Annotated in this window: 26 protein-coding genes; 13 read left to right on the top strand and 13 right to left on the bottom strand. The window is 64.5% G+C overall.

Annotated elements, in window-relative coordinates; genetic code table 11:
• Positions 1-35 precede the first annotated feature (35 nt).
• Both crtC and crtD read right to left on the bottom strand, forming a co-directional pair.
• Positions 36-881 (bottom strand): carotenoid 1,2-hydratase, encoded by an 846-nt coding sequence (crtC, locus tag EZV60_RS13590; RefSeq protein ID WP_135506316.1) that lies wholly within the window; start codon positions 879-881, stop codon positions 36-38.
• 2 nt (positions 882-883) lie between these two features.
• Positions 884-2455, bottom strand: a complete 1572-nt coding sequence (gene crtD, locus EZV60_RS13585) for a 1-hydroxycarotenoid 3,4-desaturase CrtD (RefSeq protein WP_135506145.1) — start codon at positions 2453-2455, stop codon at positions 884-886.
• A gap of 94 nt (positions 2456-2549) precedes the next feature.
• On the opposite strand from crtD, the gene EZV60_RS13580 reads away from it, so the two are divergent.
• From EZV60_RS13580 to dxs, 13 genes are all read left to right on the top strand, one after another.
• A complete protein-coding gene (locus tag EZV60_RS13580) occupies positions 2550-3419 on the top strand; it encodes a polyprenyl synthetase family protein (protein ID WP_135506144.1) in 870 nt (289 codons plus the stop codon).
• Positions 3420-3424: 5 nt separating this feature from the next.
• Positions 3425-4579: an acetylserotonin O-methyltransferase gene (locus EZV60_RS13575; RefSeq protein ID WP_245306303.1), complete on the top strand. Its 1155-nt coding sequence runs from the start codon at positions 3425-3427 to the stop codon at positions 4577-4579.
• Positions 4580-4695: 116 nt separating this feature from the next.
• On the top strand, positions 4696-5637 hold the full coding sequence (bchC, locus tag EZV60_RS13570) for a chlorophyll synthesis pathway protein BchC (protein ID WP_135506143.1): 942 nt from the start codon (positions 4696-4698) through the stop codon (positions 5635-5637).
• Positions 5634-6635 (top strand): chlorophyllide a reductase iron protein subunit X, encoded by a 1002-nt coding sequence (locus EZV60_RS13565; RefSeq protein WP_135506142.1) that lies wholly within the window; start codon positions 5634-5636, stop codon positions 6633-6635. The genes bchC and EZV60_RS13565 overlap by 4 nt, the downstream gene beginning before the upstream one ends.
• 10 nt (positions 6636-6645) lie before the next feature.
• The gene (gene bchY / locus EZV60_RS13560; protein ID WP_135506141.1) at positions 6646-8208 is read left to right on the top strand and encodes a chlorophyllide a reductase subunit Y; all 1563 of its coding nucleotides are present in this window, start codon (positions 6646-6648) and stop codon (positions 8206-8208) included.
• Positions 8208-9701: a chlorophyllide a reductase subunit Z gene (gene bchZ / locus EZV60_RS13555; protein WP_135506140.1), complete on the top strand. Its 1494-nt coding sequence runs from the start codon at positions 8208-8210 to the stop codon at positions 9699-9701. Before bchY ends, bchZ begins: the two co-directional genes overlap by 1 nt.
• Complete coding sequence (gene pufQ / locus EZV60_RS13550; protein ID WP_135506139.1) at positions 9694-9921, top strand: cytochrome PufQ; 228 nt, start codon at positions 9694-9696, stop codon at positions 9919-9921. Before bchZ ends, pufQ begins: the two co-directional genes overlap by 8 nt.
• Before the next feature lie 135 nt (positions 9922-10056).
• Positions 10057-10206, top strand: a complete 150-nt coding sequence (pufB, locus tag EZV60_RS13545) for a light-harvesting antenna LH1, beta subunit (protein WP_135506138.1) — start codon at positions 10057-10059, stop codon at positions 10204-10206.
• Between the two features lie 13 nt (positions 10207-10219).
• On the top strand, positions 10220-10384 hold the full coding sequence (pufA, locus tag EZV60_RS13540) for a light-harvesting antenna LH1, alpha subunit (protein ID WP_135506137.1): 165 nt from the start codon (positions 10220-10222) through the stop codon (positions 10382-10384).
• A 122-nt stretch (positions 10385-10506) separates the two neighbouring features.
• Positions 10507-11346: a photosynthetic reaction center subunit L gene (pufL, locus tag EZV60_RS13535; RefSeq protein WP_135506136.1), complete on the top strand. Its 840-nt coding sequence runs from the start codon at positions 10507-10509 to the stop codon at positions 11344-11346.
• 3 nt (positions 11347-11349) lie between these two features.
• The gene (gene pufM, locus EZV60_RS13530; protein WP_135506135.1) at positions 11350-12336 is read left to right on the top strand and encodes a photosynthetic reaction center subunit M; all 987 of its coding nucleotides are present in this window, start codon (positions 11350-11352) and stop codon (positions 12334-12336) included.
• A 3-nt stretch (positions 12337-12339) separates the two neighbouring features.
• Entirely contained in the window at positions 12340-13452 is a 1113-nt protein-coding gene (gene pufC, locus EZV60_RS13525; RefSeq protein WP_135506134.1) for a photosynthetic reaction center cytochrome PufC, read from the top strand.
• A 139-nt stretch (positions 13453-13591) separates the two neighbouring features.
• The gene (dxs, locus tag EZV60_RS13520) at positions 13592-15517 is read left to right on the top strand and encodes a 1-deoxy-D-xylulose-5-phosphate synthase (RefSeq protein WP_135506133.1); all 1926 of its coding nucleotides are present in this window, start codon (positions 13592-13594) and stop codon (positions 15515-15517) included.
• 96 nt (positions 15518-15613) lie between these two features.
• On the opposite strand, the gene EZV60_RS13515 is transcribed toward dxs, so the two are convergent.
• The 11 genes from EZV60_RS13515 to bchL all read right to left on the bottom strand — a co-directional run bounded on the left by EZV60_RS13515 (position 15614) and on the right by bchL (position 24720).
• Positions 15614-16054: a c-type cytochrome gene (locus EZV60_RS13515; RefSeq protein ID WP_135506132.1), complete on the bottom strand. Its 441-nt coding sequence runs from the start codon at positions 16052-16054 to the stop codon at positions 15614-15616.
• A gap of 91 nt (positions 16055-16145) precedes the next feature.
• Positions 16146-17360 (bottom strand): 5-aminolevulinate synthase, encoded by a 1215-nt coding sequence (gene hemA, locus EZV60_RS13510; RefSeq protein ID WP_135506131.1) that lies wholly within the window; start codon positions 17358-17360, stop codon positions 16146-16148.
• Complete coding sequence (gene puhE / locus EZV60_RS13505) at positions 17350-18174, bottom strand: putative photosynthetic complex assembly protein PuhE (RefSeq protein ID WP_210115099.1); 825 nt, start codon at positions 18172-18174, stop codon at positions 17350-17352. Before puhE ends, hemA begins: the two co-directional genes overlap by 11 nt.
• A gap of 127 nt (positions 18175-18301) precedes the next feature.
• Complete coding sequence (gene acsF / locus EZV60_RS13500; protein WP_135506129.1) at positions 18302-19432, bottom strand: magnesium-protoporphyrin IX monomethyl ester (oxidative) cyclase; 1131 nt, start codon at positions 19430-19432, stop codon at positions 18302-18304.
• On the bottom strand, positions 19429-19725 hold the full coding sequence (locus tag EZV60_RS13495) for a hypothetical protein (RefSeq protein WP_135506128.1): 297 nt from the start codon (positions 19723-19725) through the stop codon (positions 19429-19431). Before EZV60_RS13495 ends, acsF begins: the two co-directional genes overlap by 4 nt.
• A gap of 19 nt (positions 19726-19744) precedes the next feature.
• Positions 19745-20212, bottom strand: coding sequence for a photosynthetic complex assembly protein PuhC (gene puhC / locus EZV60_RS13490; protein ID WP_135506127.1), 468 nt, complete (start codon positions 20210-20212; stop codon positions 19745-19747).
• Positions 20213-20232: 20 nt separating this feature from the next.
• Positions 20233-20883: a photosynthetic complex putative assembly protein PuhB gene (gene puhB, locus EZV60_RS13485; RefSeq protein WP_135506126.1), complete on the bottom strand. Its 651-nt coding sequence runs from the start codon at positions 20881-20883 to the stop codon at positions 20233-20235.
• A gap of 28 nt (positions 20884-20911) precedes the next feature.
• Positions 20912-21685 carry a photosynthetic reaction center subunit H gene (puhA, locus tag EZV60_RS13480; protein WP_135506125.1) on the bottom strand — a complete coding sequence of 258 codons (774 nt, stop codon included), beginning with the start codon at positions 21683-21685 and terminating at the stop codon, positions 20912-20914.
• Positions 21686-21713: 28 nt separating this feature from the next.
• Positions 21714-23156 carry a PucC family protein gene (locus tag EZV60_RS13475; protein WP_135506124.1) on the bottom strand — a complete coding sequence of 481 codons (1443 nt, stop codon included), beginning with the start codon at positions 23154-23156 and terminating at the stop codon, positions 21714-21716.
• Positions 23153-23824: a magnesium protoporphyrin IX methyltransferase gene (gene bchM, locus EZV60_RS13470; protein WP_135506123.1), complete on the bottom strand. Its 672-nt coding sequence runs from the start codon at positions 23822-23824 to the stop codon at positions 23153-23155. Before bchM ends, EZV60_RS13475 begins: the two co-directional genes overlap by 4 nt.
• Positions 23824-24720, bottom strand: a complete 897-nt coding sequence (gene bchL / locus EZV60_RS13465) for a ferredoxin:protochlorophyllide reductase (ATP-dependent) iron-sulfur ATP-binding protein (protein WP_135506122.1) — start codon at positions 24718-24720, stop codon at positions 23824-23826. The genes bchM and bchL overlap by 1 nt, the downstream gene beginning before the upstream one ends.
• Positions 24721-24754 lie beyond the last annotated feature (34 nt).

Genomic DNA, 24754 nt, shown 5'->3' with positions numbered 1-24754 from the left:
TGACTTTCGGCATGTGGCCGGCCAAGACCTGCGCGTCAGTCGCGGAAGGTCCAGCCGCGGCGGCGCGGCACCCGCACGGCGAGCATGGGTTTCAGCAAGGGTGAGCGGAAACGCGTGAGATCGAGCGCTTCGTGCACGCCGGTGCATTCCTCGCCGTCGATGCGCGTGCGCACGGCGGCGCGATTGTAGAAGGGCGCGTCGAGCATTGGCCGCACCTGCGATGGACGGTGGCCCGGATCGGCGCGGGTCTCGCGACGCAGGGCCCAGAGCGAGCGGGGCAAGGGTGCTTTGGGCGGCGGCGCGGTTACGCGGGCCGCGCCATCAGCATCGAAATGGATCCCGGCGGCCAGTTCCGAGCCGTCGAGCCGCACTGCGTCGTAGAAACACGTGCTGCCGCCGCGATGCGGGAAGCGGCCCCAGGTCCAGTAGCTGAAATCCTGTTCCAGTGCGCGGGTGCCGAAATTGGCATCGAAATAGCCATGACCGGCCCATTGCCAGCCCGGCGCGTCAAGCGCCACGTCGATATCGCAGGTCGGTGCGAAGGGCCGCCAGACATGCGCGCCGTCATCCGTGAGCGGCATTTCCACGCCGGTCATGGCGCGCGGGGTCAGGGTGACCTGGCCGCGCACACGGCTGACCATCGGCAGCGCGCCGATCTCGTCTATATCGATGATGAGCCGGGCGCCGTCCCAGCGCAGCGATGATGGCCCGACGGTGAAGCTGTCGCGCGTCTGGCGCAGGGCGGATTTGCCCCGGTCTGTCATGGTAAAGCGCCCGCCGGGGCCGTAGGTGGCGACATTGATGCAGACGTGGTTTTCCGGGTCGCGCCGGCCCGACCACGCATACCATGGCGAAAAGACCGAACCGATAAAGGCGATGATGCTTATCGCGCGCTGGCCCGAGGCCGAGAGGCCGTCGATATACCACCAGGCGTAACCGTTGGGCGGGACATCGAGATTGAAGTTCGGTCCTTCAAGATCGCCTCGGCCGCATGCCGGCCGGAGAGGGTCGCCATCGGCACTCCCGCCCCCGGATGGGCGCCCCCGCCCGCGAGGTAAAGCCCCCGGATCGGCGTCGTCGACTGCGGTCTCTGGAAGGCCGCCATCGTGCCATGCGGGCTTTGCCCGTAGAGGGATCCGGTGCTCTCGGGAAACAACCGGTCGAAGCCCGAAGGTGTCGTCAGCGCGTGCCGGTCCGGTTCCGGATCGAAGCGCAGGCCGAAACGGGCGAGCGTGCGGAACGTGCGTGTCTGACATCGGGAAAACTCCTCTTGCGCGCGCAGCCCGTCGAGGGGCGGCGCGTTTGCGATGATCTCGAAGCGTTCAAGCGGCGGCGGAGCCTCTGGCAGGCCGCGATCCATGGCGCAGATATAAAGCGTGGGATCCGCGACACGCTCGCCGCGGGCCAGGGCGTCGAATTCAGGCTTCGGGTCGGTGCGGAAGAATACGTTATGATGCGCCAGGTCAGGTCCGTGGGCGCGGGCGGCGAAGGCCCAGACCTCGGCCGAGAGGCTGCGCGCGGCGCGGGCCACGTTTGGGGCAGCCCGGGTAATGGCCTCGCCCAAGGCGCCGGTGGAGAGCGCGCGCGGATCGCCGTTGAAGACAACGTGGCTGGCGGGAAAGGTGGTGCCGTCGCGCAGGATTACGCCGGTGACATGGCCTGCCTCGGTGTCAATGCGGTCGACATGCGCGCCGTAGTGAAAGCGCGCGCCGCGCGCGATTGCGAGATCGGCGAGGGTGGCGGCCAACCGGTGCATTCCGCCGCGGATCACCCAGACGCCTGCCGCCTCGGCCTGCCAGATCAGCGACAGAAGTGCGGGCACCTGATAGGGCGAGCCGCCGACATAGGTGGCGTAGCGCCCGAAAAGCTGGGCCAGCCGGGGGTCGTCGAAGCTTTTGTCCAGAAGCTGGGCCAGGGTCGACATCGGGGCCATGCGCCGCAGAAGGCGCGGATTGGCCGCCACGTGGGCGATCAGCTTGGGCAGGCTGGGGTGCGGGGCCTGCATCATCGGCCCGTCGAAGCCGTGGAAAAGCTCGCGCGCGCGGGCAGTAAATGCGGTGAATTGCCGGGCCGCCGTTGGCCCGGCGAAGGCGGTGATGGCCTCGCGGCTGGCCTCGGGATCGTCGTAAAGGTCGAGCTGGCTGCCGTCTGGCCAGAAATGGCGCGCAAGCACCGGTTGGCGGACGAGATCGAGGTGATCGTCGAGCCGTTCGCCGAGATCGGCGAAAAGCGCGTCGAAGATCGGCCGCAAGGTCAGCACGGTCGGTCCGGTGTCGACCGGACCGGCGGGCGAGGGCAGGGTGCGCATCTTGCCGCCCGGCGCGTCATGACGTTCCAGAACGGTTACCGCACGCCCAGCTTGCGCAAGTCGCGCGGCACAGGCCAATCCCCCGATCCCGGCCCCGATCACGAGGACGCGGCCGGCGGTTTCGGCGGGAAGAGCAGGCATCTTCATGGCAGCGATTGTTGACTCGATCCCCCAAACTGTCCAGTATGATTTACACTGCGGTTGTCTCAATCGCGTGACACATGCCAGACAGGAGCCGCCCATGCCCCATTCCCGCAGGATCGACGCCGCCGTGACCCGTGCCTTGCAGGGGGCGCAGGGCGGTGCGGCGCCGAAGCAGCTGTCCGAGGCGCTGGCCTATGCCTGTCTGCCCGGGGGCGCGCGCATCAGGCCCACGATTCTGCTGGCCGTGGCGGCGGCCTGTGGCGACGACCGCCCGGTGCTGTCGGACGCCGCGGCGGCGGCGCTGGAGCTTATTCATTGCGCCAGCCTTGTGCATGACGACCTGCCCTGTTTCGACGATGCGGATCTGCGTCGCGGCAAGCCGTCGGTGCATCGCGCCTACTCGGAACCGCTGGCGGTTCTGACTGGGGACAGCCTGATCATTCTGGCCTTCGAGGTGCTTGGACAAGCCGCGGGCGCGGATGCCGCGCGGGCGGCGCAACTGATCCTGTCGCTGGCGCGGCGCACGGGCATGCCGCATGGCATTTGCGCCGGACAGGGCTGGGAAAGCGAAGCGGAGGTCGACCTTGCCGCCTATCACCGGTCCAAGACTGGCGCGCTGTTCATTGCCGCGACGGAAATGGGCGCGATCTCGGCAGGCCATGAGGCCGAGCCGTGGCGCGATCTGGGTGCCTTGATCGGCGAGGCGTTCCAGGTGGCCGACGATCTGCGCGATGCGGTGCTGGACGAGCAAACGCTGGGCAAGCCGGTGGGTCAGGATGATCTGCACGGACGGCCCAATGCCGTGGCGGCTTACGGCGTCGACGGCGCGGTGGCGCGCCTGAAGGATATTCTTGCAGGGGCGATCGCGTCGATCCCGTCCTGTCCGGGCGAGGCGCAGCTTGCCGAGATGGTCCGCCTGCAGGCGCAGGCGATCATGCCGAAGATGCCCGCACGCTACAGGGCCTGATCGGCATGGCCGTGCATGAGCCCGAGATGCCGCGGCGGCGTGTGCGGCTGTCGGGCCTTTTCGCACGGCTGATCGCGCGGCCCGACGTCCAGAAGATCGCCAGCGCGCTGCCTTTCGGGCGCGGCATGGCGCGGCGCGACGGGGCCGAGATTTTCGAGATATTGCAGGGATTTGTCGCCAGTCAGGTGCTGGGCACGCTGGTTGAGACGGGTATCCTGCGCGGGCTGTTGGAGGGCGCGCAAAGCGCCGAGGCGCTGGGCTTTGGCCACCAGGTGCCCGTCGACCGCATGGAGCAGCTTTTGAAGGGCGGCGTCGCGCTGGGCCTTTTGAAGCAGCGACGCGACGGCCGGTTTGCGCTGGCGCGCAAGGGTGCGGCCATTCTCGGGGTGCCGGGGCTTGAGGCCATGATTGCGCATAACCGCGAATTCTATGCCGACATGGCCGATCCTATCGCGCTGATGCGGGGCGAAGACGAGACGCGTTTGCAGCGGTTCTGGCCCTATGTCTTTGGCGCGGGTGGCGAGATCGACCCTGAGGTGGCCGACAGGTATTCGACCCTGATGGCCGAAAGCCAGGTTCTGGTGGCGCGCGATACATTGGCGATGCTGCCGGTGAAGGGCGATGTGACGGTGATGGATGTGGGCGGCGGATCGGGTGTGTTCCTGTCGGAAGTTCTGCGCCGGAACCGGCGCGCCCGAGGGATCCTGTTCGATCTGCCCGAGGTGATGCCGCAGGCCCGCGCCCGCGTGGCCGAGTTCGGGCTGGACGCGCGTGTCACGCTGGCAGGCGGCAGTTTCCGCGAAGATGCGCTTCCCGAAGGAGCTGACGTGATCAGCCTGATCCGGGTGCTTTACGATCACGATGACGACACGGTGACCGCGCTTTTGCGCGCGGTGTACGACGCGCTGCCGCCCGGCGGGCGGCTGATCGTGTCCGAGCCGATGGCGGGCGGGGCCAGACCGGAACGCGCGGGCGATCTTTATTTTGCCTTTTACACGATGGCGATGGGCACGGGCCGGGCGCGGTCGCCTGAACGGATCGCCGAAATGTGCCGCGCGGCGGGCTTTGAGCAGCTGCGGATCCCCCGCGCACCGCGACCCTATATCACCAGCGCGCTGAGCGCCTTCAAGCCGTCTGAGTCGGATGGGCTGTCAAGCTAACTTTGCATTATAATATGTAAAGAAAACTTGACACTTTAACCCCTGCCAATAGACTGAACTTCGAGACCCCGCTGCCGCAAAGGCACATCACGACGAGGGTCAAAGGGAGTTTCGCCTTGGACGCACGCGCTGTCTTTCTCAACGGACCCAAGGATCTGCATCTTGACCGGCTGCCGCTGACGGCCCCCGGTGAGGGCGATCTGGTGGTCGAGATCGCGCATTCCGGCATCTCCACGGGTACCGAAAAACTGTTCTGGACCGGGGACATGCCGCCCTTTCCGGGCTCGGGATATCCGCTTGTGCCGGGCTACGAGGCCGCCGGCGAGGTGGTCGAGGCCGCGCCCGGCACCGGGTTCAAGCCCGGCGATCACGTCTTCGTGCCCGGGGCCAACTGTTTCGACGGGGCGTTCGGCCTTTTCGGCGGCGCCGCGAGTCGGCTGGTGACCGCCGCCGAGCGGGTGACTCGAACCGATTCGAACGCAGGTCCGGAAGGCGCACTTCTGGCGCTGGCCGCCACGGCGCGCCACGCGATGGCGGGGCTGAACAAGCATGTGCCGGAGCTGATCGTGGGGCACGGCGTTCTGGGCCGGCTTCTGGCACGGCTGACGATCGCCGCCGGTGCCCCGGCGCCGACAGTCTGGGAAACCGATCCGGCGCGGCAGGGTGGGGCCGAAGGCTATGAGGTTATCAGCCCCGAGGACGACCCGCGCCGCGATTATGGTGCGATTTACGACGCCTCGGGCAATGCCGCCATTCTCAACGACCTGATCGGACGCCTGAAAAAGGGCGGCGAGATCGTTCTGGCGGGCTTCTACCCGCAAGGTCTCAGCTTTGCCTTTCCGCCTGCGTTCATGCGCGAGGCACGGCTACGCGTCGCCGCGGAATGGACGCGCGAGGATCTCACGGTGGTGGGCCGCCTGATCGAAAGCGGCGCGCTGAACATGGGGGGGCTGATCACGCATCAGCGCCCTGCGAGCGAGGCGGAAGGGGCGTACCGGACAGCATTCGAAAGCCCTGACTGTCTCAAAATGATACTGAACTGGAAGGACGCGGCGTGAAAGACGACGTACCGAACCTCAAAGATTTCAACCAGCGTTTGCGCGACGAGGCAAACGAGGATCTGGCCGATATCGTGACGGATGAGCCGACCAGCAAGACGCAGATCATCGCGATCTACGGCAAGGGTGGCATCGGCAAAAGCTTTACGCTGGCCAATCTCAGCCACATGATGGCCGAGCAGGGCAAACGCGTGCTGCTGATCGGGTGCGATCCCAAATCGGACACCACCAGCCTTCTCTTTGGCGGCAAGGCCTGCCCGACGATCATCGAGACCTCGACCAAGAAGAACCTGGCCGGAGAACAGGTGCAGATCGGCGACGTGTGCTTCAAGCGCGGCGGCGTTTTCGCCATGGAGCTCGGCGGGCCCGAGGTGGGCCGCGGCTGTGGCGGGCGCGGGATCATCCACGGCTTCGAGCTTCTGGAAAAGCTCGGCTTCCATGACTGGGACTTCGACTATGTCCTGCTCGATTTTCTGGGCGATGTGGTCTGCGGCGGCTTCGGCCTGCCGATCGCGCGGGACATGGCGCAGAAGGTGATTCTGGTCGCCTCCAATGATCTGCAGTCGCTTTACGTCGCCAACAATGTCTGCTCGGCGGTGGAATATTTCCGCAAGCTGGGCGGCAATGTGGGTGTCGCGGGCCTTGTGATCAACAAGGACGACCATTCCGGCGAGGCGCAAGCATTTGCCGAGGCGGTCGATATCCCCGTGCTGGCCGCGATCCCGCAGGATGACGACCTGCGCAAGAAGTCTGCGAATTACCAGATCGTGGGAACCGACAAGAGCCAGTGGGGCAGCCTGTTTGCCGGTCTGGCCGAGGCGGTGTCGCTGGCGCCGCCGGTGCGGCCTGCGCCGCTCGATCAGGATGGGCTTCTGGCGCTGTTCGACGGGTCCGAGACGGGCGCCGGCGTCACGCTGGAGCCCGCGACCGACGAGGACATGCGCGGCAAGAACGCCAAGCCGCAAGAGTCGCTCGAAGTGATTTATGACGACGCGTGAAGGGGATTTCATGACCGAAGAGGTCACATACGACGCCGCGGGCGAGGTCGAGGTGATCAAAGGCAAGGCCGAGGAGGCCGCGCCCGAGCTGACCGGCGATCCCGGCCTGGGCTGTCATTCGGGCCACGATATGGAGAAGGCCGCGCGGATGGCTGGGCAGAGCGATCTGCTGGACCAATATGCGAAGGACTATCCGCAAGGCCCCCATGACAAGCCGCAGTCGATGTGCCCGGCATTCGGGTCGTTACGCGTGGGGCTGCGAATGAAGCGGGTGGCGACGGTGCTGTCCGGGTCGGCCTGCTGTGTCTATGGCCTGACCTTCGTCAGCCATTTCTACGGCGCGCGCCGGTCGGTGGGCTATGTGCCGTTCAATTCGGAATCGCTGGTGACCGGCAAACTTTTCGAGGACATCCGGGACGCGGTGCACGAACTGGCCGATCCGGACCGGTTCGACGCCGTGGTCGTGACGAACCTTTGCGTACCGACCGCGAGCGGTGTGCCTTTGCGCCTTCTGCCGGACGAGATCAACGGCGTACGGATCGTCGGGATCGACGTGCCCGGCTTTGGCATTCCGACCCACGCCGAGGCCAAGGACGTGCTGGCCGGTGCGATGCTGAACTATGCGCGCCGCGAAGCGCAGGCGGGACCCGTCGCCGCGCCCGAGGGCGGTGTGTCTGACAGGCCCACCGTCACGCTTCTGGGTGAGATGTTCCCGGCGGATCCGATGATGATCGGGCAGATGCTGGCGCCGATGGGGCTGGCTGCAGGGCCGGTTGTGCCGTGCCGGGAATGGCGTGAGCTTTACGCGGCGCTGGATTGCGGTGCCGTAGCGGCGATACATCCGTTTTATACCGCTGCCGTGCGGGAGTTTCAGGCCGCGGGTCGTTCCGTGCTGGGATCGGCCCCGGTGGGCCGGGATGGTACGGCGAGCTGGCTGGCCGCGATTGGGGACAGCTTCGGCGTTGCCGCCGACAAGGTGGCCGCAGCGCAGAACGCCTTTATCCCAGCGATTGACGCCGCACTTGGCGCCGCGCCGATCAAGGGAACGATCACGCTGTCGGGCTACGAGGGCAGCGAGCTTCTGGTGGCGCGGCTATTGATCGAAAGCGGGGCGGAGGTGCCTTACGTCGGCACGGCCTGTGCCAAAAGCCCGTGGTCCGAGGCGGATGCCGAGTGGCTGCGCGCCAAGGGCGTGACGGTGAAATTCCGCGCCTCTCTGGAAGACGATTGCGCGGCGATGGAGGGCATCAAGCCGGATCTGGCCATCGGCACGACGCCGGTGGTGCAGAAGGCAAAAGAGCTAGGCATCCCCGGGCTTTACTTCACCAACCTGATTTCGGCGCGGCCCCTGATGGGGCCTGCGGGTGCGGGATCTTTGGGCGAGGTGGTGAACGCCGCCATCGCCAACAAGGACCGTATGGACAGCATGAAAGCCTTCTTTGAGGGCGTGGGAGAAGGCGATACCGCCGGGGTCTGGGAAGGCCAGCCCAATGTGCGCGATGATTTCCGTGCGCTGAACCAGAAGAAACTGGAAAAGCAGGCGCGGGCCAAAAAAGCGCAGGAGATGATCTGATGCTTATTCAGGATCATGATCGCGCGGGCGGATACTGGGGGGCGGTTTACGCCTTCTGCGCCGTCAAGGGATTGCAGGTGGTGATCGACGGGCCGGTGGGCTGCGAGAACCTGCCGGTAACCTCTGTTCTGCACTACACCGACGCGCTGCCGCCGCATGAGTTGCCGATCGTGGTGACGGGGCTGGGCGAGGAAGAGCTGGGCCGCGAGGGCACTGAGGGGGCGATGAAGCGCGCCTGGGGCACGCTTGATCCGGCGCTGCCGGCGGTTGTGGTCACAGGCTCCATCGCCGAGATGATCGGCGGAGGCGTGACGCCGCAGGGCACGAATATCCAGCGGTTTCTGCCGCGCACCATCGACGAGGATCAATGGCAGGCTGCCGACCGGGCGATGACCTGGCTTTTCACCGAGTTCGGCATGACCAAGGGCCGGATGCCCAAGGAGAAAAAGCGCGAAGAGCATGACAAGCCGCGCGTCAACATCCTCGGGCCGATGTACGGCACGTTCAACATGCCTTCGGATCTTCACGAGATCCGCCGGCTGGTCGAGGGGATCGGCGCCGAGGTCAACATGGTGATGCCGCTGGGCGCGCATTTGGCCGAAATGCGCGACCTGGTGAACGCGGATGTCAACATCTGCATGTATCGCGAATTCGGGCGCGGCCTGTGCGAGGTGCTGGGTAAACCATACCTGCAGGCACCCGTAGGGATCGACAGCACGACGAAATTCCTGCGCATGCTGGGAGAGATGCTGGGCCTCGATCCCGAGCCGTTCATCGCGCAGGAAAAGCATTCGACGATTAAGCCGGTCTGGGATCTGTGGCGCTCGGTCACGCAGGATTTCTTTGCCACGGCGAGCTTTGGCATCGTCGCAAACGAGACCTATGCGCGAGGCATCCGCAACTTCCTTGAAAACGACCTGGGTCTGCCCTGTGCCTTTGCCGTCGCGCGCTGCGCGGGCAAGAAGACCAATAACGAAGAGGTGCGCGCGCTGATCCACCAGAAGCGCCCGCTGATCCTGATGGGGTCGATCAACGAGAAGATGTACCTCGCGGAGATGAGCGCGGGGCATGGACCGAAGCCGGCCTTCATTCCGGCGAGCTTTCCCGGCGCCGCGATCCGGCGGGCCACCGGCACGCCGATGATGGGCTATGCGGGGGCCACTTACCTTGTGCAGGAAGTCTGTAACGGGCTTTTCGATGCGCTCTTTCACATTCTGCCGCTGGGGTCCGAGATGGACGCCGCGGCGGCCACACCCACGCCCCTGCGCCGCGATTTCCCGTGGGATGCCGATGCGCAGGCCGAGCTTGATCGCGTGGTCGCAAGCCACCCGATCCTGACCCGGATTTCCGCTGCCAAGACGCTTCGCGATGCCGCGGAGGACGCCGCGCTGCGCCAGGGCGCAGAGCGCGTGGTGCTGGAAACCGTGCAAGCCATTTCGCCCCGGATGCCCGGGGCCGTCACCGACCAACCAGAGGAGGGATCACATGACTGATCTGACGTCCAACCCGCCGCCGCGCATGAGTGTAAGCCGCCGCCGCCGTACCGCGGAGTTCCGGCTTTATTTCACGCTGATCTTCATCGCTGCGATCCCGTTCGTGACGGTGACCTGGCTGCGCGACATCGTTCGTCTGCAGACGCTGAACATCCGGGGGCCGCTAGCGCGGGCCTGGGCCGAGGCGGACCGCATGACGCCCCTGATTTTCTCGCTCTGACCTGACGCGGTCAGACCGGGAATACCGAACTGCCTTTCCGCTTTTGGGCGGGCAGGGCCCCGAGGGTTTTCGGACCCGAAGGGCGACCCGGCCGCGGGGTACGCGGCGTCAGCATAACGTTCCGGAGGAAAGTTCATGGCTGATAATACCGACCTGTCCTTCACAGGTCTCACCGACGAGCAAGCCCAGGAGCTGCATTCGGTCTATATGAGCGGCCTTTGGCTGTTCGCGCTGATTGCACTGGTTGCGCACATCGCAACCTACATCTGGGCTCCCTGGTTCTAAGGAAGGATTGGAAATGTCGAAGTTCTACAAGATCTGGCTCATTTTCGATCCGCGCCGCGTGTTTGTCGCACAAGGTGCATTCCTGTTCCTGTTGGCCGCGATGATCCACCTGGTGGTTCTGTCGAATGGTGTCAACTGGTTCGAGAATGCCGCCGCGTCGCGCGCTGCCGTCGAGTGACCCAGGGAACATTTGTTCCATGAAGACAGTTGCGGGCGGCAGCCCAATGTCGCCCGCAACAAACAAATTAAGACTGACGGCTCGACCCTGACGAGGCCCGGCCGAAAACGCGGAGAGAGACAATGGCGTTGCTCAGCTTTGAGAGAAAGTATCGGGTCCGCGGAGGGACGTTGATCGGCGGCGATCTGTTCGACTTCTGGGTCGGACCGTTTTATGTGGGCTTCTTCGGCGTGCTGGGGGCGTTCTTCGCGCTTCTGGGCACGATCCTGATTTTCTGGGGCGCGGCCCACCAGGGAACATTCAATCCCTGGCTTATCAATATCGCGCCGCCCGACCTCAGTTACGGACTGGGTGCGGCACCGCTCATGGAGGGCGGTCTGTGGCAGATCATCACGATCTGCGCCATCGGGGCCTTCAGTTGCTGGGCGCTGCGCGAAGTGGAGATCTGCCGGAAGCTGGGGATGGGCTATCACGTGCCTTTCGCCTTCAGCGTCGCGATCTTCGCCTATGTCACGCTGGTGGTGTTCCGGCCCGTGCTGATGGGCGCTTGGGGACACGGATTTCCATACGGCATTTTCAGCCACCTCGACTGGGTGAGCAACACCGGCTACGCCTATCTGCACTTCCATTACAACCCGGCGCACATGCTGGCGGTGACGCTCTTCTTTACCACCACGCTGGCACTGGCGCTTCATGGCGGTCTGATCCTGTCCGCGGCCAATCCCGAGAAGGGTGAGGAAATGAAGACGCCGGATCACGAGGACACGTTCTTTCGCGATTTCATCGGCTACTCGGTGGGCACGCTGGGCATTCACCGCGTGGGCCTGCTTCTGGCGCTCAATGCCGGCTTCTGGTCGGCGGTATGTATCATCATCTCTGGCCCCGTCTGGACCAAGGGATGGCCCGAGTGGTGGAACTGGTGGCTCGAGCTGCCGATCTGGCCCTCGCAGATGGGGATATAAGCGATGATCGAATATCAGAACATATTCACCCAAGTTCAGGTCCAGGGCCCGCCCGAGTGGGGGATGGACAACGAGAACAACATGATGGAGGAGCGCGCCGGCAAGCCACGGTTCAGTACGATCGTAGGCTGGATGGGTAACGCGCAGCTTGGTCCGATCTACCTTGGCTGGACCGGTCTTATCAGCGTGCTGACCTTCATCCTGGCACTCAATATCGTGGGCCTCAACATGCTGGCTCAGGTCAACTGGTCGATCCCGGAATTCCTGCGCCAAGGCTTCTGGCTGGCGCTGGAGCCTCCGGGGCCGGAACATGGCCTGTCCATTCCGCCGCTGAATGACGGCGGTTGGTTCATCATCGCGAGCTTCTTCCTGCTGGTGAGCGTGATGACCTGGCTTATCCGGTCCTATCTGCTGGCGGTCGAGCACAAGATGGGCAAGCACATCTTCTGGGCTTTCGCCTCGGCGATCTGGCTGATGCTGGTGCTGAACCTCTTCCGTCCGATCCTGATGGGGTCTTGGTCAGAGGCGGTGCCTTACGGGATCTTCCCGCATCTCGACTGGACCACGGCCTTCTCGATCCGCTACGGGAACCTCTACTACAATCCGTTCCACTGCCTGAGCATCGTGTTCCTCTACGGCTCGACGCTTCTCTTCGCCATGCACGGCGCGACCATCCTGGCCGTGACGCGTTATGGCGGCGACCGCGAGCTGGAGCAGATCGTCGACCGTGGCACCGCGACGGAGCGTGCCGCGCTGTTCTGGCGCTGGACCATGGGCTTCAACGCAACGATGGAAGGCATTCACCGCTGGGCCTGGTGGTTCGCCGTGCTGACGCCGATCACCGGTGGCATTGGAATCCTTCTGACCGGCACCGTGGTGGACAACTGGTTCATCTGGGCGCAGGAGCACAATTTCGCGCCGGCCTATGACGGCTCTTACGGCTACGAGGCTTACGGGTCTTACGAGGCCTTCATCGGCAAGGAGGACTGATCCATGTTTCCCAAATGGTTCAACAAGTGGAATGCCGACAATCCCACCAATATCTACGGCCCCGCCATCGCGGTGGGCGTCGTGGGGGCGGCGGTCTTCGTGGCAGCCCTTCTGGTGGCGGCGGGACAGCCTTATGCCACGGACAGCCTGCAGACGGGCCCGCGCGGCACCGGCATGTCGGTTCCGAAGTTCGAGGCCAACCTGGCGGTGCCGGATCCGGATATCGAGCTTCTGATCGAGGATGAGCCAATCATTCCGGAGGCCGGTGAGGAGAAGGCGGGCGACATCTACGAGAACGTGCAGGTTCTGGGCGATCTCACCGATGCCAACTTCAACCGGTTGATGGCGGCGATCACCCGCTGGGTGGCGCCCGAGCAGGGTTGCGCCTATTGCCATGGCGAGGACGGCAATTTCGCCTCGGACGACATTTACACCAAGGTCGTTGCGCGGCGGATGATCCAGATGACCCAGAACATCAACGAAGCCTGGGCGGGACACGTCAATGCCAACAAGGAAGTGGGGGTGACCTGTTTCACCTGCCACCGGGGTATGAACGTGCCGTCGGATATCTGGTTCAAGATCACGCCGGTCAACGAGCGCGTTGAAGGCTGGAGCGCGATCCAGAACCGCGCCACGTCGCTCAGCCAGTACACCTCGCTTCCGTCGGATGCGCTCGAGGCCTATCTGCTGGACACCCAGATGATCGGGGTCCACGACCTTGAAAGCCGGGTGGCGGGTATTCCGGGTGTCGATGGCTATCCCGGGATCCAGCAGGCCGAGCGGACCTACTCGCTGATGAACTACGTCTCCAATTCGCTCGGGGTGAACTGTGTGTTCTGCCACAATTCCCGCGCCTTCTATGACGGGGCGCAGGTGACGCCGCAATGGGCGACCGAGTCGCTTGGCATCACCATGGTTCAGGAAATGAACAACGAGTATCTCGTGCCGCTCAAGGATCAGTATCCGCCCGAGCGTCTTGGCCCAATGCACGGCGATGCGCCCAAGGCGGCGTGCAAGACGTGCCACAAGGGCTATCAGCAGCCGCTGCAGGGCACGAATGTGATCCAGTACTGGCCGGAGCTGGCTTCCACGGGCGCGCCCGAGTACGGCGAGTAATCTGAAAGACAGGCGCGGGCTGCCTTGCCGGGCGGCCCGCGCGACCAGACCTAGACAAGACGCGCCGTCGCGCCCCGCCAGGTGCGGGCGACGCGAAAGGCCCCCGGGCAAAGGGGCTGCCCCGAGGGAGGGCGCGCAAATGACCAACACACCACACACCCCCATTCTCGACCGCGTCGCCGGCCCAGCCGACCTGCGTCAGATGCCCGACGGCGACCTGCGCCGGCTGGCCAATGAGGTTCGCGCCGAGGTGATTTCCGCGGTCTCCGAGACCGGCGGACATCTGGGGTCGTCGCTTGGGGTCGTGGAGCTGGCGGTTGCGATCCATTCGGTCTTCAACACGCCGATGGACAAGCTCGTGTGGGACGTGGGGCATCAATGCTATCCACACAAGATCCTGACGGGCCGGCGCGACCGTATCCGGACGCTGCGGCAGAAGGGTGGGCTTTCTGGATTCACCAAGCGCGCGGAAAGCGAGTTCGACCCGTTCGGCGCGGCACACAGCTCCACCTCGATTTCCGCCGCCCTGGGATTTACCGTGGGGCGCGACATGGGGCAGCCGACCGGCGACGCCATCGCAGTGATCGGTGATGGATCGATCAGTGCCGGCATGGCCTATGAGGCGCTTAACAACGCTGGTGCGGAAGGCCGGCGGCTGTTCGTCATCCTGAACGACAACGAGATGAGCATCGCCCCCCCGGTGGGCGCGATGTCATCCTATCTCAGCCGGCTCTACGCCAACGAACCGCTGGCACGAATGAAAAGCCTGGCCGAAGGTTTCGAGGCCGCGATGCCTGCGCCGATGCGGGAGGGCGCGCGGCGCGCGCGGCAGCTTGTGACGGGTCTGTCCGGCGCGGGTACGCTTTTCGAAGAGTTGGGGTTCGAATATGTCGGGCCGATCGACGGGCATGACATGAGCCAGCTTCTACCTGTTCTGCGCGCGGCCCGCACGCGGGCGACGGGGCCTGTGCTTATCCATGTGTGTACCGTGAAGGGCAAGGGCTATGCCCCCGCCGAAACCAGCGCGGACCGGGGCCATGGCGTGTCGAAATTCGATCCCGCCACCGGGGCCCAGGCCAAGAAATCCGCCGGTGCGCCAAGTTATACGTCGGTTTTCGGGCAGGCCCTGACTGCCGAGGCGGCGTGCGATCCCAAGCTGGTGGCGGTGACTGCCGCGATGCCTTCGGGCACGGGTGTCGACATCATGGCCAAACGCTTTCCAGCGCGCGTGTTCGACGTGGGCATCGCCGAGCAGCATGCTGTGACCTTCGCCGCTGGCATGGCGGCGAGCGGGCTGCGCCCGTTCTGTGCGATCTATTCGACCTTCCTGCAGCGAGGGTATGACCAGGTGGTCCATGACGTGGCCTTGCAAGGGCTGCCGGTGCGGTTCGCTATCGACCGGGCCGGGTTGGTGGGCGCGGACGGGCCGACCCATGCAGGCGCCTTTGATATCGGATATCTTGGCGCACTGCCGGGTATGACGCTGATGGCCGCCGCCGACGAGGCGGAGCTTTGCCACATGGTGGCCACCGCCGCCGCGCATGACGACGGACCCATTGCGTTCCGCTATCCACGCGGCGCGGGTACGGGCGTGGAGATGCCGGCGCGCGGTGATGTGCTGCAGATCGGCAAGGGGCGTGTTCTTGAAGAAGGCAGTGACGTGGCCATCCTGTCCTACGGGGCGCATCTGACCGAGGCGCTCGCCGCCGCCGAAGCGCTGCGTGCCGAGGGCGTCAGCGTGACCGTGGCCGATGCGCGCTTTGCCAAGCCGCTGGACATGGACCTTACGCTGCAGCTGGCCAAACACCACCGCGCGCTAATCACTATTGAGGAGGGCGCGCAGGGCGGCTTCGGCGCGATGGTACTGCAAGCCCTGGCCGGCGCTGGCGCGCTCGACCGCGGCCTCGCTATCCGAACGATGTGCCTGCCGGATCGGTATATCGACCATGCCAGCCCGGAGGACATGTATGCCGATGCCGGGCTGACGGCGGCCGATATCGCCGCCACCGCGCGCGCCGCCATGGGCCGCGCTGCCGAGGTCATTCCGCTCAGTCTCGCGACATAAGACCACTCACGACACCAAAAGAGCGCGCCGAGACGATCCGGCGCGCTCCTGCATTTTATTATTCCAAAAGTACTCTCGCCGAAGGCGTCCGCCGCCTCAGCTCTCGGGATCGGGACCGACCGAGGCGAGATACGCCCAGATGTCGAACCCGTCCTCTTCCTTGCGCAGCTTGTAGGTCATTTTCGAGCGTCCGCTTTCGCCCGTGGCCTCTTGCAGCCAGCCGGTGGGGTCTTGCACGTATCCGACGAATTTTTCTTCGTCCCAGACGATCTCTTGCTCGCCTGCGGCTGCCAGCAGGTCGGAATAGCGGAAATCCTCGACCGAGCCAGCCGTGCGACCAACGATGCCGTAGAGGTTCGGCCCGACCTGGCCGCCGCGCACGATCATTTCGCCATCCGCGTCCTGGATCATGTGGCAGGCTTTGCATTGATTGAACGCTTTTTCGCCAGCCTCTGCATCGCCAGACGCATGTTCTCCGGCGAGTGCCGGGACGGCCAGGGCGAGCAGTGCCGCCGAAAGGGTAAATGTCTGTTTCATAAGGAACTCCATACCTTGTGGTAGGAGAAGAAGTAGGGCCCTGAGACAGATGTCAAAGGGCCCTTCGTGCAATCTGGGGTGGTTTTGGGTTTTACGCCACAGCGTGGGCGATCGCGCATTGCTTCCACAGAACGCTGAGCGCTTCGACCAGGTGGTCGATGTCGTCATAGCTGTGCAACGGACCAGGGGTGAAACGCAGCCGTTCGGTGCCCTTGGGGACGGTCGGATAGTTGATCGGCTGCACGTAGATGCCCCAATCCCGCATCAGGATATCGGACAGCATGCGGCACTTGACCGGGTCCTTGATCATCACCGGGATGATGTGGCTTGCATTCCCCAGATGCGGGATGCCCTGCTTGTCAAGCTGCGCGCGCAGATACGCGACCCGGTCGCGCTGTGCGTGGCGTTCCTCGCTGCTGTCTTTGAGATACGCAACCGAAGCCTTGGCCGCCGCGGCCACCGCAGGCGGCAGGGCAGTCGTGAAGATGAAGCCCGACGCAAAAGAACGCACGAAATCGCACATTGCCGCGGAGCCGGTGATGTAGCCGCCCATGCAGCCATAGGCCTTGCCAAGCGTCCCCTCGATCAGGGTGATCCGATGCGCCAGCCCCTCGCGTTCGCTGACGCCGCCGCCGCGTGGACCGTAAAGGCCGACCGCGTGCACCTCGTCGAGATAAGTCATCGCGCCGTGCTTTTCGGCGACCTCGACGATCTCCTTCATCGGGCAGATGTCGCCATCCATCGAATAGACGGACTCGAAGGCAACGATCTTGGGCGCGTTGGCGGGCAGGGCCGCCAGCTTACGGTCCAGATCCTCGGGATCGTTGTGTTTCCAGATGACCTTCTTGGCGCGGCTGTGCCGGATCCCCTCGATCATTGACGCGTGGTTCAACTCGTCTGACAGGATCACCGCATCGGGCAGACGCCCGCCAAGCGTCGAGAGTGCGGCCCAGTTTGACACGTAGCCAGACGTGAAGAGAAGGGCTGCTTCCTTGCCGTGCAAGTCGGCCAGTTCACGCTCTAGCGCCACATGGTGATTGTTGGTGCCCGAGATGTTGCGGGTGCCGCCAGCGCCGGTGCCGCAGCTGTCGATGGCGTCTTTCATGACCTCGCGGATATGGGCGTTCTGGCCCATTCCGAGATAATCGTTCGAGCACCAGACGGTCACTTCGTCGGGGGTCTCCTCGTCGTGGCTCTTGGCGCGCGGGAAAGCGCCGCATTGCCGTTCCAGTTCGGCAAAAATGCGGTAATTGCCTTCTTCCTTGAGCGCGTTGAGCTGCGCGTCGAACATGGCGTCAAAATCCATGGGTCCCCTCCGGTCTTGTCGTATTTGGTGTTTTTGAAGTGCTTGACACCGGAGCGGGTAGCATCCAGCGCCAAAGCTTGGCATCCGGCAATGGCAGCACCATCAGCCAGTGTTCGAGTAGGGCAAGCGCGGTAATCGCGCTCAGCAGGGCAAAGCCGACCGTTTCGGCCGGTGTCGTGGCGGCGTGGAGCCGTTCCAGCCAGCAGGCCACTGCGAAGGTCAGCCCGGTGACGGAGACTGGAAACACCCAGTTGAGCCGCGAGATGCGGAAATGGCTTGCCAGATGTTCCAGCGCGCCGGGCAGGAATTCGATATTGATGCGCGGCACCCCGAAATAGAGGTTCAGCTTGGCCGAGATGCGCGCGAAATAGAGGACCGTGAAGGTCCAGAGGCCCACGGTGTTTTCGGCCCCCGCCCCGTAAAGCCACATGGCGGCAAAGAGCACGGTCAGCAGCATCTCGTGATAGGCGATGGTGCCCCAGGCGCGGATGAACCGCTCCCACTCGGGCAGGTCCTCGGGGCAGGCATAGGGGTTCGGGCCGGTGATGGCACCGGTCAGGAACGACAGCTCCACCCAGCCCCAGACGGCCAGCGCGGAGAGAAACGCGGCATAGGCCGCGCCCGGCCCCGAAAGATCGAGCGACGCGGCAAAGCCCCAGAGCCCAGCCAGCAGGAGCGGCAGGCCAAGCGTCGTGCAGAGGATCCGCGTCCGGCGCCCGCCCCGGTCGGCATGGCGCACGAGGCACAGAATCGCACCGGTGGAGAACCACCAGACGAAAAGGGCTGCCAGGGCCGCGATCCAGGGCGAGGTCAACACGCGTCGCCCTCCTGTTTCATCTCGGCCCGCATACTCTTGGGGAAGGGTTGAAATCGCCATGCGATTTCGACGTGGGGGGCTGGCCCCCCACGCCGGTTTTGCATATGGGCCGCGGCCCGGGCCATCAGTAGACCGGCTCCAGCCGGGTCGAGGTTGGCACCTGGTGCTTTTTCGCCGGGATGAAGTAGAGCCCGGCGAAGGCCGTGGCAGCCCGCGCCTGCGCGCCGAGGCGCTTGATCAGGCCCAGCGGACCGCCTTGCTTGCGGGCACGGTCGAGATCCGCATTGGCCTTTTGCAGCCGCACCAGACCCGCCTGCCAGCGCGGGTTTTCGATATCCAGCGTGATCGGGAAGATCTGCTTGGAAAGTTCCGAGGTCTTGGTGAAGACCTCATGCGCGTACCAGTCCGGATCGACGCCAAGCGCCTCATGGAAGGCCGGGCGCTGATGGTCGCGGATATACATCGTGGCATAGACCGCCGTCAGGAAGAACTTGATCCAAAGCACGTTACGCCCCGCGGTCAGCTTGGGGTCGGTCTTCATCAGAAGCGCGAAGGCCTCGCCATGGCTGAACTCGTCGTTGCACCATTCCTGGAACCACTTGAAGATCGGGTGGAAGCGGTGCTCGGGATGCGCCTCGAGATGGCGGAAGATCGTGATATAGCGGGCATAGCCGATCTTTTCGCTGAGATAGGTGGCGTAGTAGATGAACTTGGGGCGGAAGTAGGTGTACTTCTTTTTCTGCGTAAGGAAGCCCAGGTTCACCCGCAGTCCCGCCTCGCGCAGCGCGTCGTTGATAAAGCCCGCATGCCGCGCCTCGTCGCGCGCCATTAGCTGGAAAAGCTGGGTGATATCGTCGTTGTTGCCGCGCCGCTTCATCTCCTTGTAGAGCACGCAGCCCGAGAACTCGGCGGTGCAGGAGCTGATCAGGAAGTCGATGAATTCCTTCTTGAGCTGCGGCTCCATGTTCTCCCAGTCGACATGGTCCCAGTCTTCGTTCTTCTTGAAGTGGCCCTTGTTGGGGTCGGCGACCATCTGCGCGATAAGCTTGTCCCAGTCCTCGCGAACCGAAGAGACGTCGATCGCGTCGAGCTCGTCGAAATCGGTGGTGTAAAAGCGCGGCGTGAGCAGGGTGTTGGCCATGGCCGTCTCGGTGGCCATCTCGTCGTTATAAAGCTTGTCCTGCGCCTCGGCGATGGCCAGGCCCTCTTCAACGGTTGTGGCGTCGGCGGTGTGCTTTCCGGCGTGGGCGTTCATAGCGTGACCTCCTCGGAGAACGAGAACTCGCAGAGTTCCATGACCTCGAAATCGCCGGTCAGTTTGGTCCAGAGCTGTTCGAGCTTGGAGGCGCGCACGATGGTGGCGTCGCGATCTTCGCTTACGACCTCACCGAAGGGGGCCATGATTTCCGGTCCGTGCACCTTCACCTCGTCGCCCGGATAGATCACCGCGCCGTTGTTGAAGCGCACATGCGCGTGCAGCGATTCGAACTTGTGAGACACTTCCACCGTGCATGGTGCGTGCTCTATGTCTTTGGTCAGCCATCCCATTTTGGCGTCCTCCTTTGGTTTACTCTGCCAAAAGCCGTGCAAAGGCCCTTGCGTTGTCTGCCCCGAACCCCATGAGGTCGGCGCTCCAGCCCGTGGACGGGTCGTGGATCGAAATCCGGCCCGTTTCGTACCGGATGAGCGTGACCGGTCCCTCGAGGGCCACGCGGTGTTTGGTGCGTTCGCGCACGAGGACGCGGTACACACCGGAAATGAATCCGCCCTCTTGGGGCGTGAGATCTGCGATGACGGTGCCATCGAGCGCGGTGACGCGCGCGGAGCCTGCCATATCGCCGGACAGATTAATGTCGCGGCTGGCCGAAATCTCGCCCTTGGGCGGCACGGAAATGACCGGCTGATCGGTCACGCGCGCGATGGTCACGAGCACCAGAACCGTGGCCACGAGCCCGAACATCGCCCGCACGAGCATACGCGGTACAAGCTCCTTGTCATGGGCCTTGAAGGCGGGGGCGGTGTCGGTACGTGCCATATTTCTATGTGTCTTTCAGGTTATTCAGCGGCGAGACCGGGGGCGGTCGCGGCGGTGCCGGGGGAGCGGGCGATCTGCGGCTGCGAGATGCGCGCCTCTGCGGCCTCGGCGAGGATGCCGGCGATACGCTTGGCATCGGGGATGCAGCGTAGCGCGGGCTGGGTGTTCTTGATGTGCCAGGGCCGCACATGCGGCCAGCACACGAGATAGCTGACGGGCGTCTTGCCCTGCAGGTCGAGCGCGATGGTGCCGGTGCCGTCGCGGCGCAGGTCGAGATCGGCGCGCGCGATGCGGGTGAAGGGCAGGTTGAGTGTCACGGTCAGGGCCGCGCCGACGCGCATCGCCACGCGTCGATTGGTGATTGTGTACATCGTGGCGCGAGCCTGCACGTAGCCGATGATGAGCAAAAGCGCGCTCACGATGAGCCCGAGGATCACGAAGGGGAAGGAGGCCGCGAATGCCGTCTGCAGCGTCACCTGGTCCAGAAGCGTGATGAAACGCCAGGCGAAGAGCAGCACGAAATAGCCCATCACCCAATAGAGGTTGAGCGACTCGCGGGTCAGGGCCCACCAGTTCGGACGGCCCTGCCAGAGGATCTGTTCCCCCTCGGGCGGGCGTTCCGGCAGGCCGGGAACCGGCTCTACCGCGAAGTCGTCATGGGTCTGGGACATGATGGCAGCCTTCCTTCAGAGTGTCAGATCAGCCGAGCTTCGGGCCGAACCGGCTTTCGCTCGCATAGAGGGTGCCGCCACCGTAATAGGCGGAAATCTTGTCCTCTTCGAGCTTGGTGACCTGCCGCGCCGAGGCGTGGGTCGGCACGCCCGCGAAATGCTTGCCGTAGATCTTGAGCACCTTGACGTGGCTCTTCCAGATGCGTGCCAGCGTCATCGGGATCAACCGTTTGCCACCACCGTGATCGGCGTCGAGTTCGACCTCGAGATAGCGCACCATCTGTTCGGGCTCGTCGATCCACATGTCGGTGATCATGCCGACCACCTCGCCGTCTCCGGCCATCACAGGTAGGCCGCGCGGATCGCGCCCGGCGGCCACGTGAAAATGCTCGGTCGAAGCCATCGGGATAATCTTGGGGTGACCCTTGCCATCCAGTTCAGGCTCGTCTTTCCGGTTCGCCCAAGAGGCAGGCCCGACGCCATCGGCCATCGGATCGCCTGTGGGCTGGAAGGGAAAGCCATTTCCGGCGGCGGTCTTTTCCAGCGCGATGTTGTCGCGGTCGGGCCGCTGGCCCGACGGCACGGTCAACTCTCCTCGGCCGTGGGGCAGGATAAAGGTCTTGTCCTCGGGCACGGGGAAGGGTCCCTGATTGGCCGAAAGATTGCCGTCGTCATCCTCGAGCGGATAGCCCTCGCGCATATTCTCGCGCTGGATGTAGATGATCAGCAGCGCGAAGAAGATCCAGAACAGCCAGATCGAGACGCTGGCCAGATCGAAGTTTCCGAAAAATGCGTTACTCATGGGAGTATCCTTTCCATGGATCGGCGTGTCATGTGGGGAAGTCGGCCAGGCCGATGCGGGCCGATCCTTTGGTCTCGGGTTGCGGTTGCGGGCGGGCGTAGCGCACCAGCGGGCCAAGCGCGGCCAGCGTCACGAAAAGAAGCCCGATCTCTGCGTGGTAAACGAAGGAATAGCCTGTGGCGGCGCTGTTGAGCGGTTCGCCCCATGCGCCGGTCGAGGCGACGGTGTCGACAGCGTCGCGCATCGCGCCGCCAAACGCGATGGCAAGCCCGGCGGCGGTGGCCTGCGCCGCGCCCCAGGCACCCAGTGCCAGGCCATGACCGGCCAGGCCCTTGGCGGGCATAGTCATCGCCGCGGTGAGCGTCGAGACGGCGAAGATGCCGCCGCCCAGGCCGATGAGGCCTGCGCCGGTAAAGAACATCGCTGGCGATTGCATCGGCGCTGACAGGATGACGACCGAGAAGGCCCAGATTCCCACCAGCACGCCAAAAGCCGCCAGTCGGAACGCGTCGCGCCCGCGGGTCAGCGACCGCGCCGTCAGAAGAAAGCCCAAGAGCGCGCCTGCGGCCCAGATCGCGGTAAGCGAGGTGGTGGACGACACCGACAGGCCCAGGATTTCGCCGCCGTAAGGTTCCAGCAGTACGTCCTGCATGTTGAAGGCCATAGTGCCGATGAAGACCACCGCCAGAAGCCGACCCGCCTGGCCGCCTGCCATCAGGTCGGCCCAGGCCTCGCGGAAGCGCGGGCGCGGCGCGCCACGCTCGGCGCGGCTCATGGGGCGGACTTTCTCCTGCTTCCAGAGCGCGATGAGATTAAGGATGATCCCCGCCAGCGCTGCGCCCTGAACGACGCGCACAAGGCGCAGTTCCGAGAAATCGCGCAGAAGCCAGCCGATCACCACGGCGGAAATGCCCATGCCGATGAGGAACATCACATAAAGCAGCGCCACGACGCGCGGACGCGTTGCGTCATCGGCGCGGTCGGTGGCCAGGGCCAGACCGGCGGTCTGGGTCATGTGCAGGCCGAGGCCCGTCATCAGAAACGCAAGCGCGGCCAGAACTTCGCCCGCCCAGGCGGGGCCGACGGTCTGCTGACCCGACAGAACCAGCAGGGCGAACGGCATGACGGCCAGCCCGCCCATCTGCCAGAGCGAGCCGAACCAGAGATACGGGATGCGCTTCCACCCGATGGCGCTGCGATAGGTGTCCGAGCGGAAGCCCAGCAGCGTGCGGAAAGGGGCGATCAAGACTGGCAGGGCGATCATCACGGCCACGATGGTGGCCGGAACCGATAGTTCGACGATCATCACGCGGTTGAGCGTGCCCAGAAGCATCACCGTGGCCATGCCGACCGAGACCTGGAAGAGCGACAGGCGCAGAAGCTGACCAAGCGGCAGGCCTTCGCTGGTCGCATCCGCAAAGGGCAGGTAGCGCTGCGAGAAGGCCTTGAGCTGATCGGCGTGGAAGATCATGCGGTGACCTCCATCGCCTGAGAGATGTAGAAGCCCGAGGTTATCCGGCCGAGCGGGGTCAGCCGCGCGGTGTTCGCCAGCGCCTTTTGCAGGCTGGCGGGCGCGTGCGGCACCATGGTGGGCGAGCGGTCCGAACGCGGGAACAGTTGCCCCGCGCGCCACATCATCATTAGAAGCGGTGTGCGCGGTGCGACGGTAAAGACGACGCGCCCCGCGGTGCGAGCGCTCAGTTGCCCAAGCGCGCGGGCGAGGTCTTCGCGGCCGTAGTAGATCAGGCTGTCCATGGCGATCACGTGGTCGAAGCGCCCATGAGTATCGCAAAGCATGTCACCGGCCCGGAAATCGACGCGGTGCGCCAGATCCACCGGCAGCCGCCGCTGCGCTATGCTTACGAGCGACGGTGAAATATCCACCGCCACGACATCCGCGCCGCGCGCGGCAAGTTCCGCTGTCATCTGCCCCGCGCCACAGCCCGCATCGAGGATACGCGCCCCGCGCAGGTCATCGGGCAGGCGCGACAGCATCTGCGCGCGCATCGCATCGCGGCCCCGCCGCACCGTCTCGCGAATTTTCGACACCGGCGCATCACTTGTCAGCCGCTCCCAGGTGCGGGTCGCGGTCTTGTCGAAATAGGTCTCGACAGAGGCAAGCGTGCGGTCGTAGCTCATCAATCGAATCCAAGCAGCTCAAAGATATCGCGGTCTTCCATCGGGGCGGGAGCGCGCGGTTCTGTGCCGCGCCAGAGTGTTTCCGCCAGCCGCATGTATTCCGCGCGGCAGGCGACGATGTCCTCCTCGTCATCCATCTCGAAAAGCGTCTTCTTCTTGAGACGTGAGCGGCGGATGGCATCCACATCGGGCATATGCGCGATGCGGTTGAAGCCTACCGTGTCACAATAGCGGTCGACCTCGTCCGTGGCCTTGGACCGGTTGGCGATACAGCCTGCAAGCCGCACCTTGTAGTTGGCCGACTTGGCCTGCACCGCGGCGATGATGCGGTTCATGGCGTAGATCGAGTCAAAATCGTTGGCGGTGACGATCACCGCGCGGTCCGCGTGCTGTAAGGGTGCGGCGAACCCGCCGCAAACCACGTCGCCCAGCACGTCGAAGATCACCACGTCGGTGTCTTCCAGCATATGGTGCTGCTTGAGAAGCTTCACCGTCTGGCCCACGACATAGCCGCCGCAGCCGGTGCCGGCGGGCGGACCGCCTGCCTCGACGCATTGCACGCCGCCCCAGCCTTCGGTGACGAAGTCTTCCGGGCGCAGCTCCTCGGGGTGGAAATCCACCTCCTTGAGAATGTCGATCACGGTGGGTTGCAGCTTGCCGGTCAGGGTGAAGGTGCTGTCATGCTTGGGATCACAGCCGATCTGCAGCACGCGCTTGCCCATCTTGGCGAAGGCCGCCGACAGGTTCGACGAGGTGGTCGACTTGCCGATGCCACCCTTGCCATAGATCGAGAAGACCTTGGCGCCTTCAATCTTCATCGACGGGTCCTGATGCACTTGCACCGAGCCTTCGCCGTCCTGACCCTTCAGGTTCGGGATGTCGTCGCGCGGGCTCATATGGTCCTCCAAACGGGGCGTATCGCCCCTGATT

Origin of the sequence: Roseovarius aestuariivivens (genome assembly GCF_004761875.1) — a bacterium.
GTDB classification, from domain to species: domain Bacteria; phylum Pseudomonadota; class Alphaproteobacteria; order Rhodobacterales; family Rhodobacteraceae; genus Roseovarius; species Roseovarius aestuariivivens.
The sequence above is the reverse complement of the archived record's forward strand: the minus strand, read 5'-3'. Positions and strand labels throughout refer to the sequence as shown.

Coding starts and splice junctions, on each gene's coding strand:
- puhC (WP_135506127.1), bottom strand. CDS start 20,212: ATGGCACGTACCGACACCGCCCCCGCCTTCAAGGCCCATGACAAGGAG.
- bchL (WP_135506122.1), bottom strand. CDS start 24,720: ATGAGCCCGCGCGACGACATCCCGAACCTGAAGGGTCAGGACGGCGAA.
- puhB (WP_135506126.1), bottom strand. CDS start 20,883: ATGTCCCAGACCCATGACGACTTCGCGGTAGAGCCGGTTCCCGGCCTG.
- pufC (WP_135506134.1), top strand. CDS start 12,340: ATGTTTCCCAAATGGTTCAACAAGTGGAATGCCGACAATCCCACCAAT.
- puhA (WP_135506125.1), bottom strand. CDS start 21,685: ATGAGTAACGCATTTTTCGGAAACTTCGATCTGGCCAGCGTCTCGATC.
- pufQ (WP_135506139.1), top strand. CDS start 9,694: ATGACTGATCTGACGTCCAACCCGCCGCCGCGCATGAGTGTAAGCCGC.
- EZV60_RS13515 (WP_135506132.1), bottom strand. CDS start 16,054: ATGAAACAGACATTTACCCTTTCGGCGGCACTGCTCGCCCTGGCCGTC.
- bchY (WP_135506141.1), top strand. CDS start 6,646: ATGACCGAAGAGGTCACATACGACGCCGCGGGCGAGGTCGAGGTGATC.
- dxs (WP_135506133.1), top strand. CDS start 13,592: ATGACCAACACACCACACACCCCCATTCTCGACCGCGTCGCCGGCCCA.
- bchZ (WP_135506140.1), top strand. CDS start 8,208: ATGCTTATTCAGGATCATGATCGCGCGGGCGGATACTGGGGGGCGGTT.
- EZV60_RS13495 (WP_135506128.1), bottom strand. CDS start 19,725: ATGGGATGGCTGACCAAAGACATAGAGCACGCACCATGCACGGTGGAA.
- crtD (WP_135506145.1), bottom strand. CDS start 2,455: ATGAAGATGCCTGCTCTTCCCGCCGAAACCGCCGGCCGCGTCCTCGTG.
- acsF (WP_135506129.1), bottom strand. CDS start 19,432: ATGAACGCCCACGCCGGAAAGCACACCGCCGACGCCACAACCGTTGAA.
- hemA (WP_135506131.1), bottom strand. CDS start 17,360: ATGGATTTTGACGCCATGTTCGACGCGCAGCTCAACGCGCTCAAGGAA.
- pufL (WP_135506136.1), top strand. CDS start 10,507: ATGGCGTTGCTCAGCTTTGAGAGAAAGTATCGGGTCCGCGGAGGGACG.
- EZV60_RS13575 (WP_245306303.1), top strand. CDS start 3,425: ATGGCCGTGCATGAGCCCGAGATGCCGCGGCGGCGTGTGCGGCTGTCG.
- EZV60_RS13580 (WP_135506144.1), top strand. CDS start 2,550: ATGCCCCATTCCCGCAGGATCGACGCCGCCGTGACCCGTGCCTTGCAG.
- pufM (WP_135506135.1), top strand. CDS start 11,350: ATGATCGAATATCAGAACATATTCACCCAAGTTCAGGTCCAGGGCCCG.
- EZV60_RS13475 (WP_135506124.1), bottom strand. CDS start 23,156: ATGATCTTCCACGCCGATCAGCTCAAGGCCTTCTCGCAGCGCTACCTG.
- bchM (WP_135506123.1), bottom strand. CDS start 23,824: ATGAGCTACGACCGCACGCTTGCCTCTGTCGAGACCTATTTCGACAAG.
- pufA (WP_135506137.1), top strand. CDS start 10,220: ATGTCGAAGTTCTACAAGATCTGGCTCATTTTCGATCCGCGCCGCGTG.
- pufB (WP_135506138.1), top strand. CDS start 10,057: ATGGCTGATAATACCGACCTGTCCTTCACAGGTCTCACCGACGAGCAA.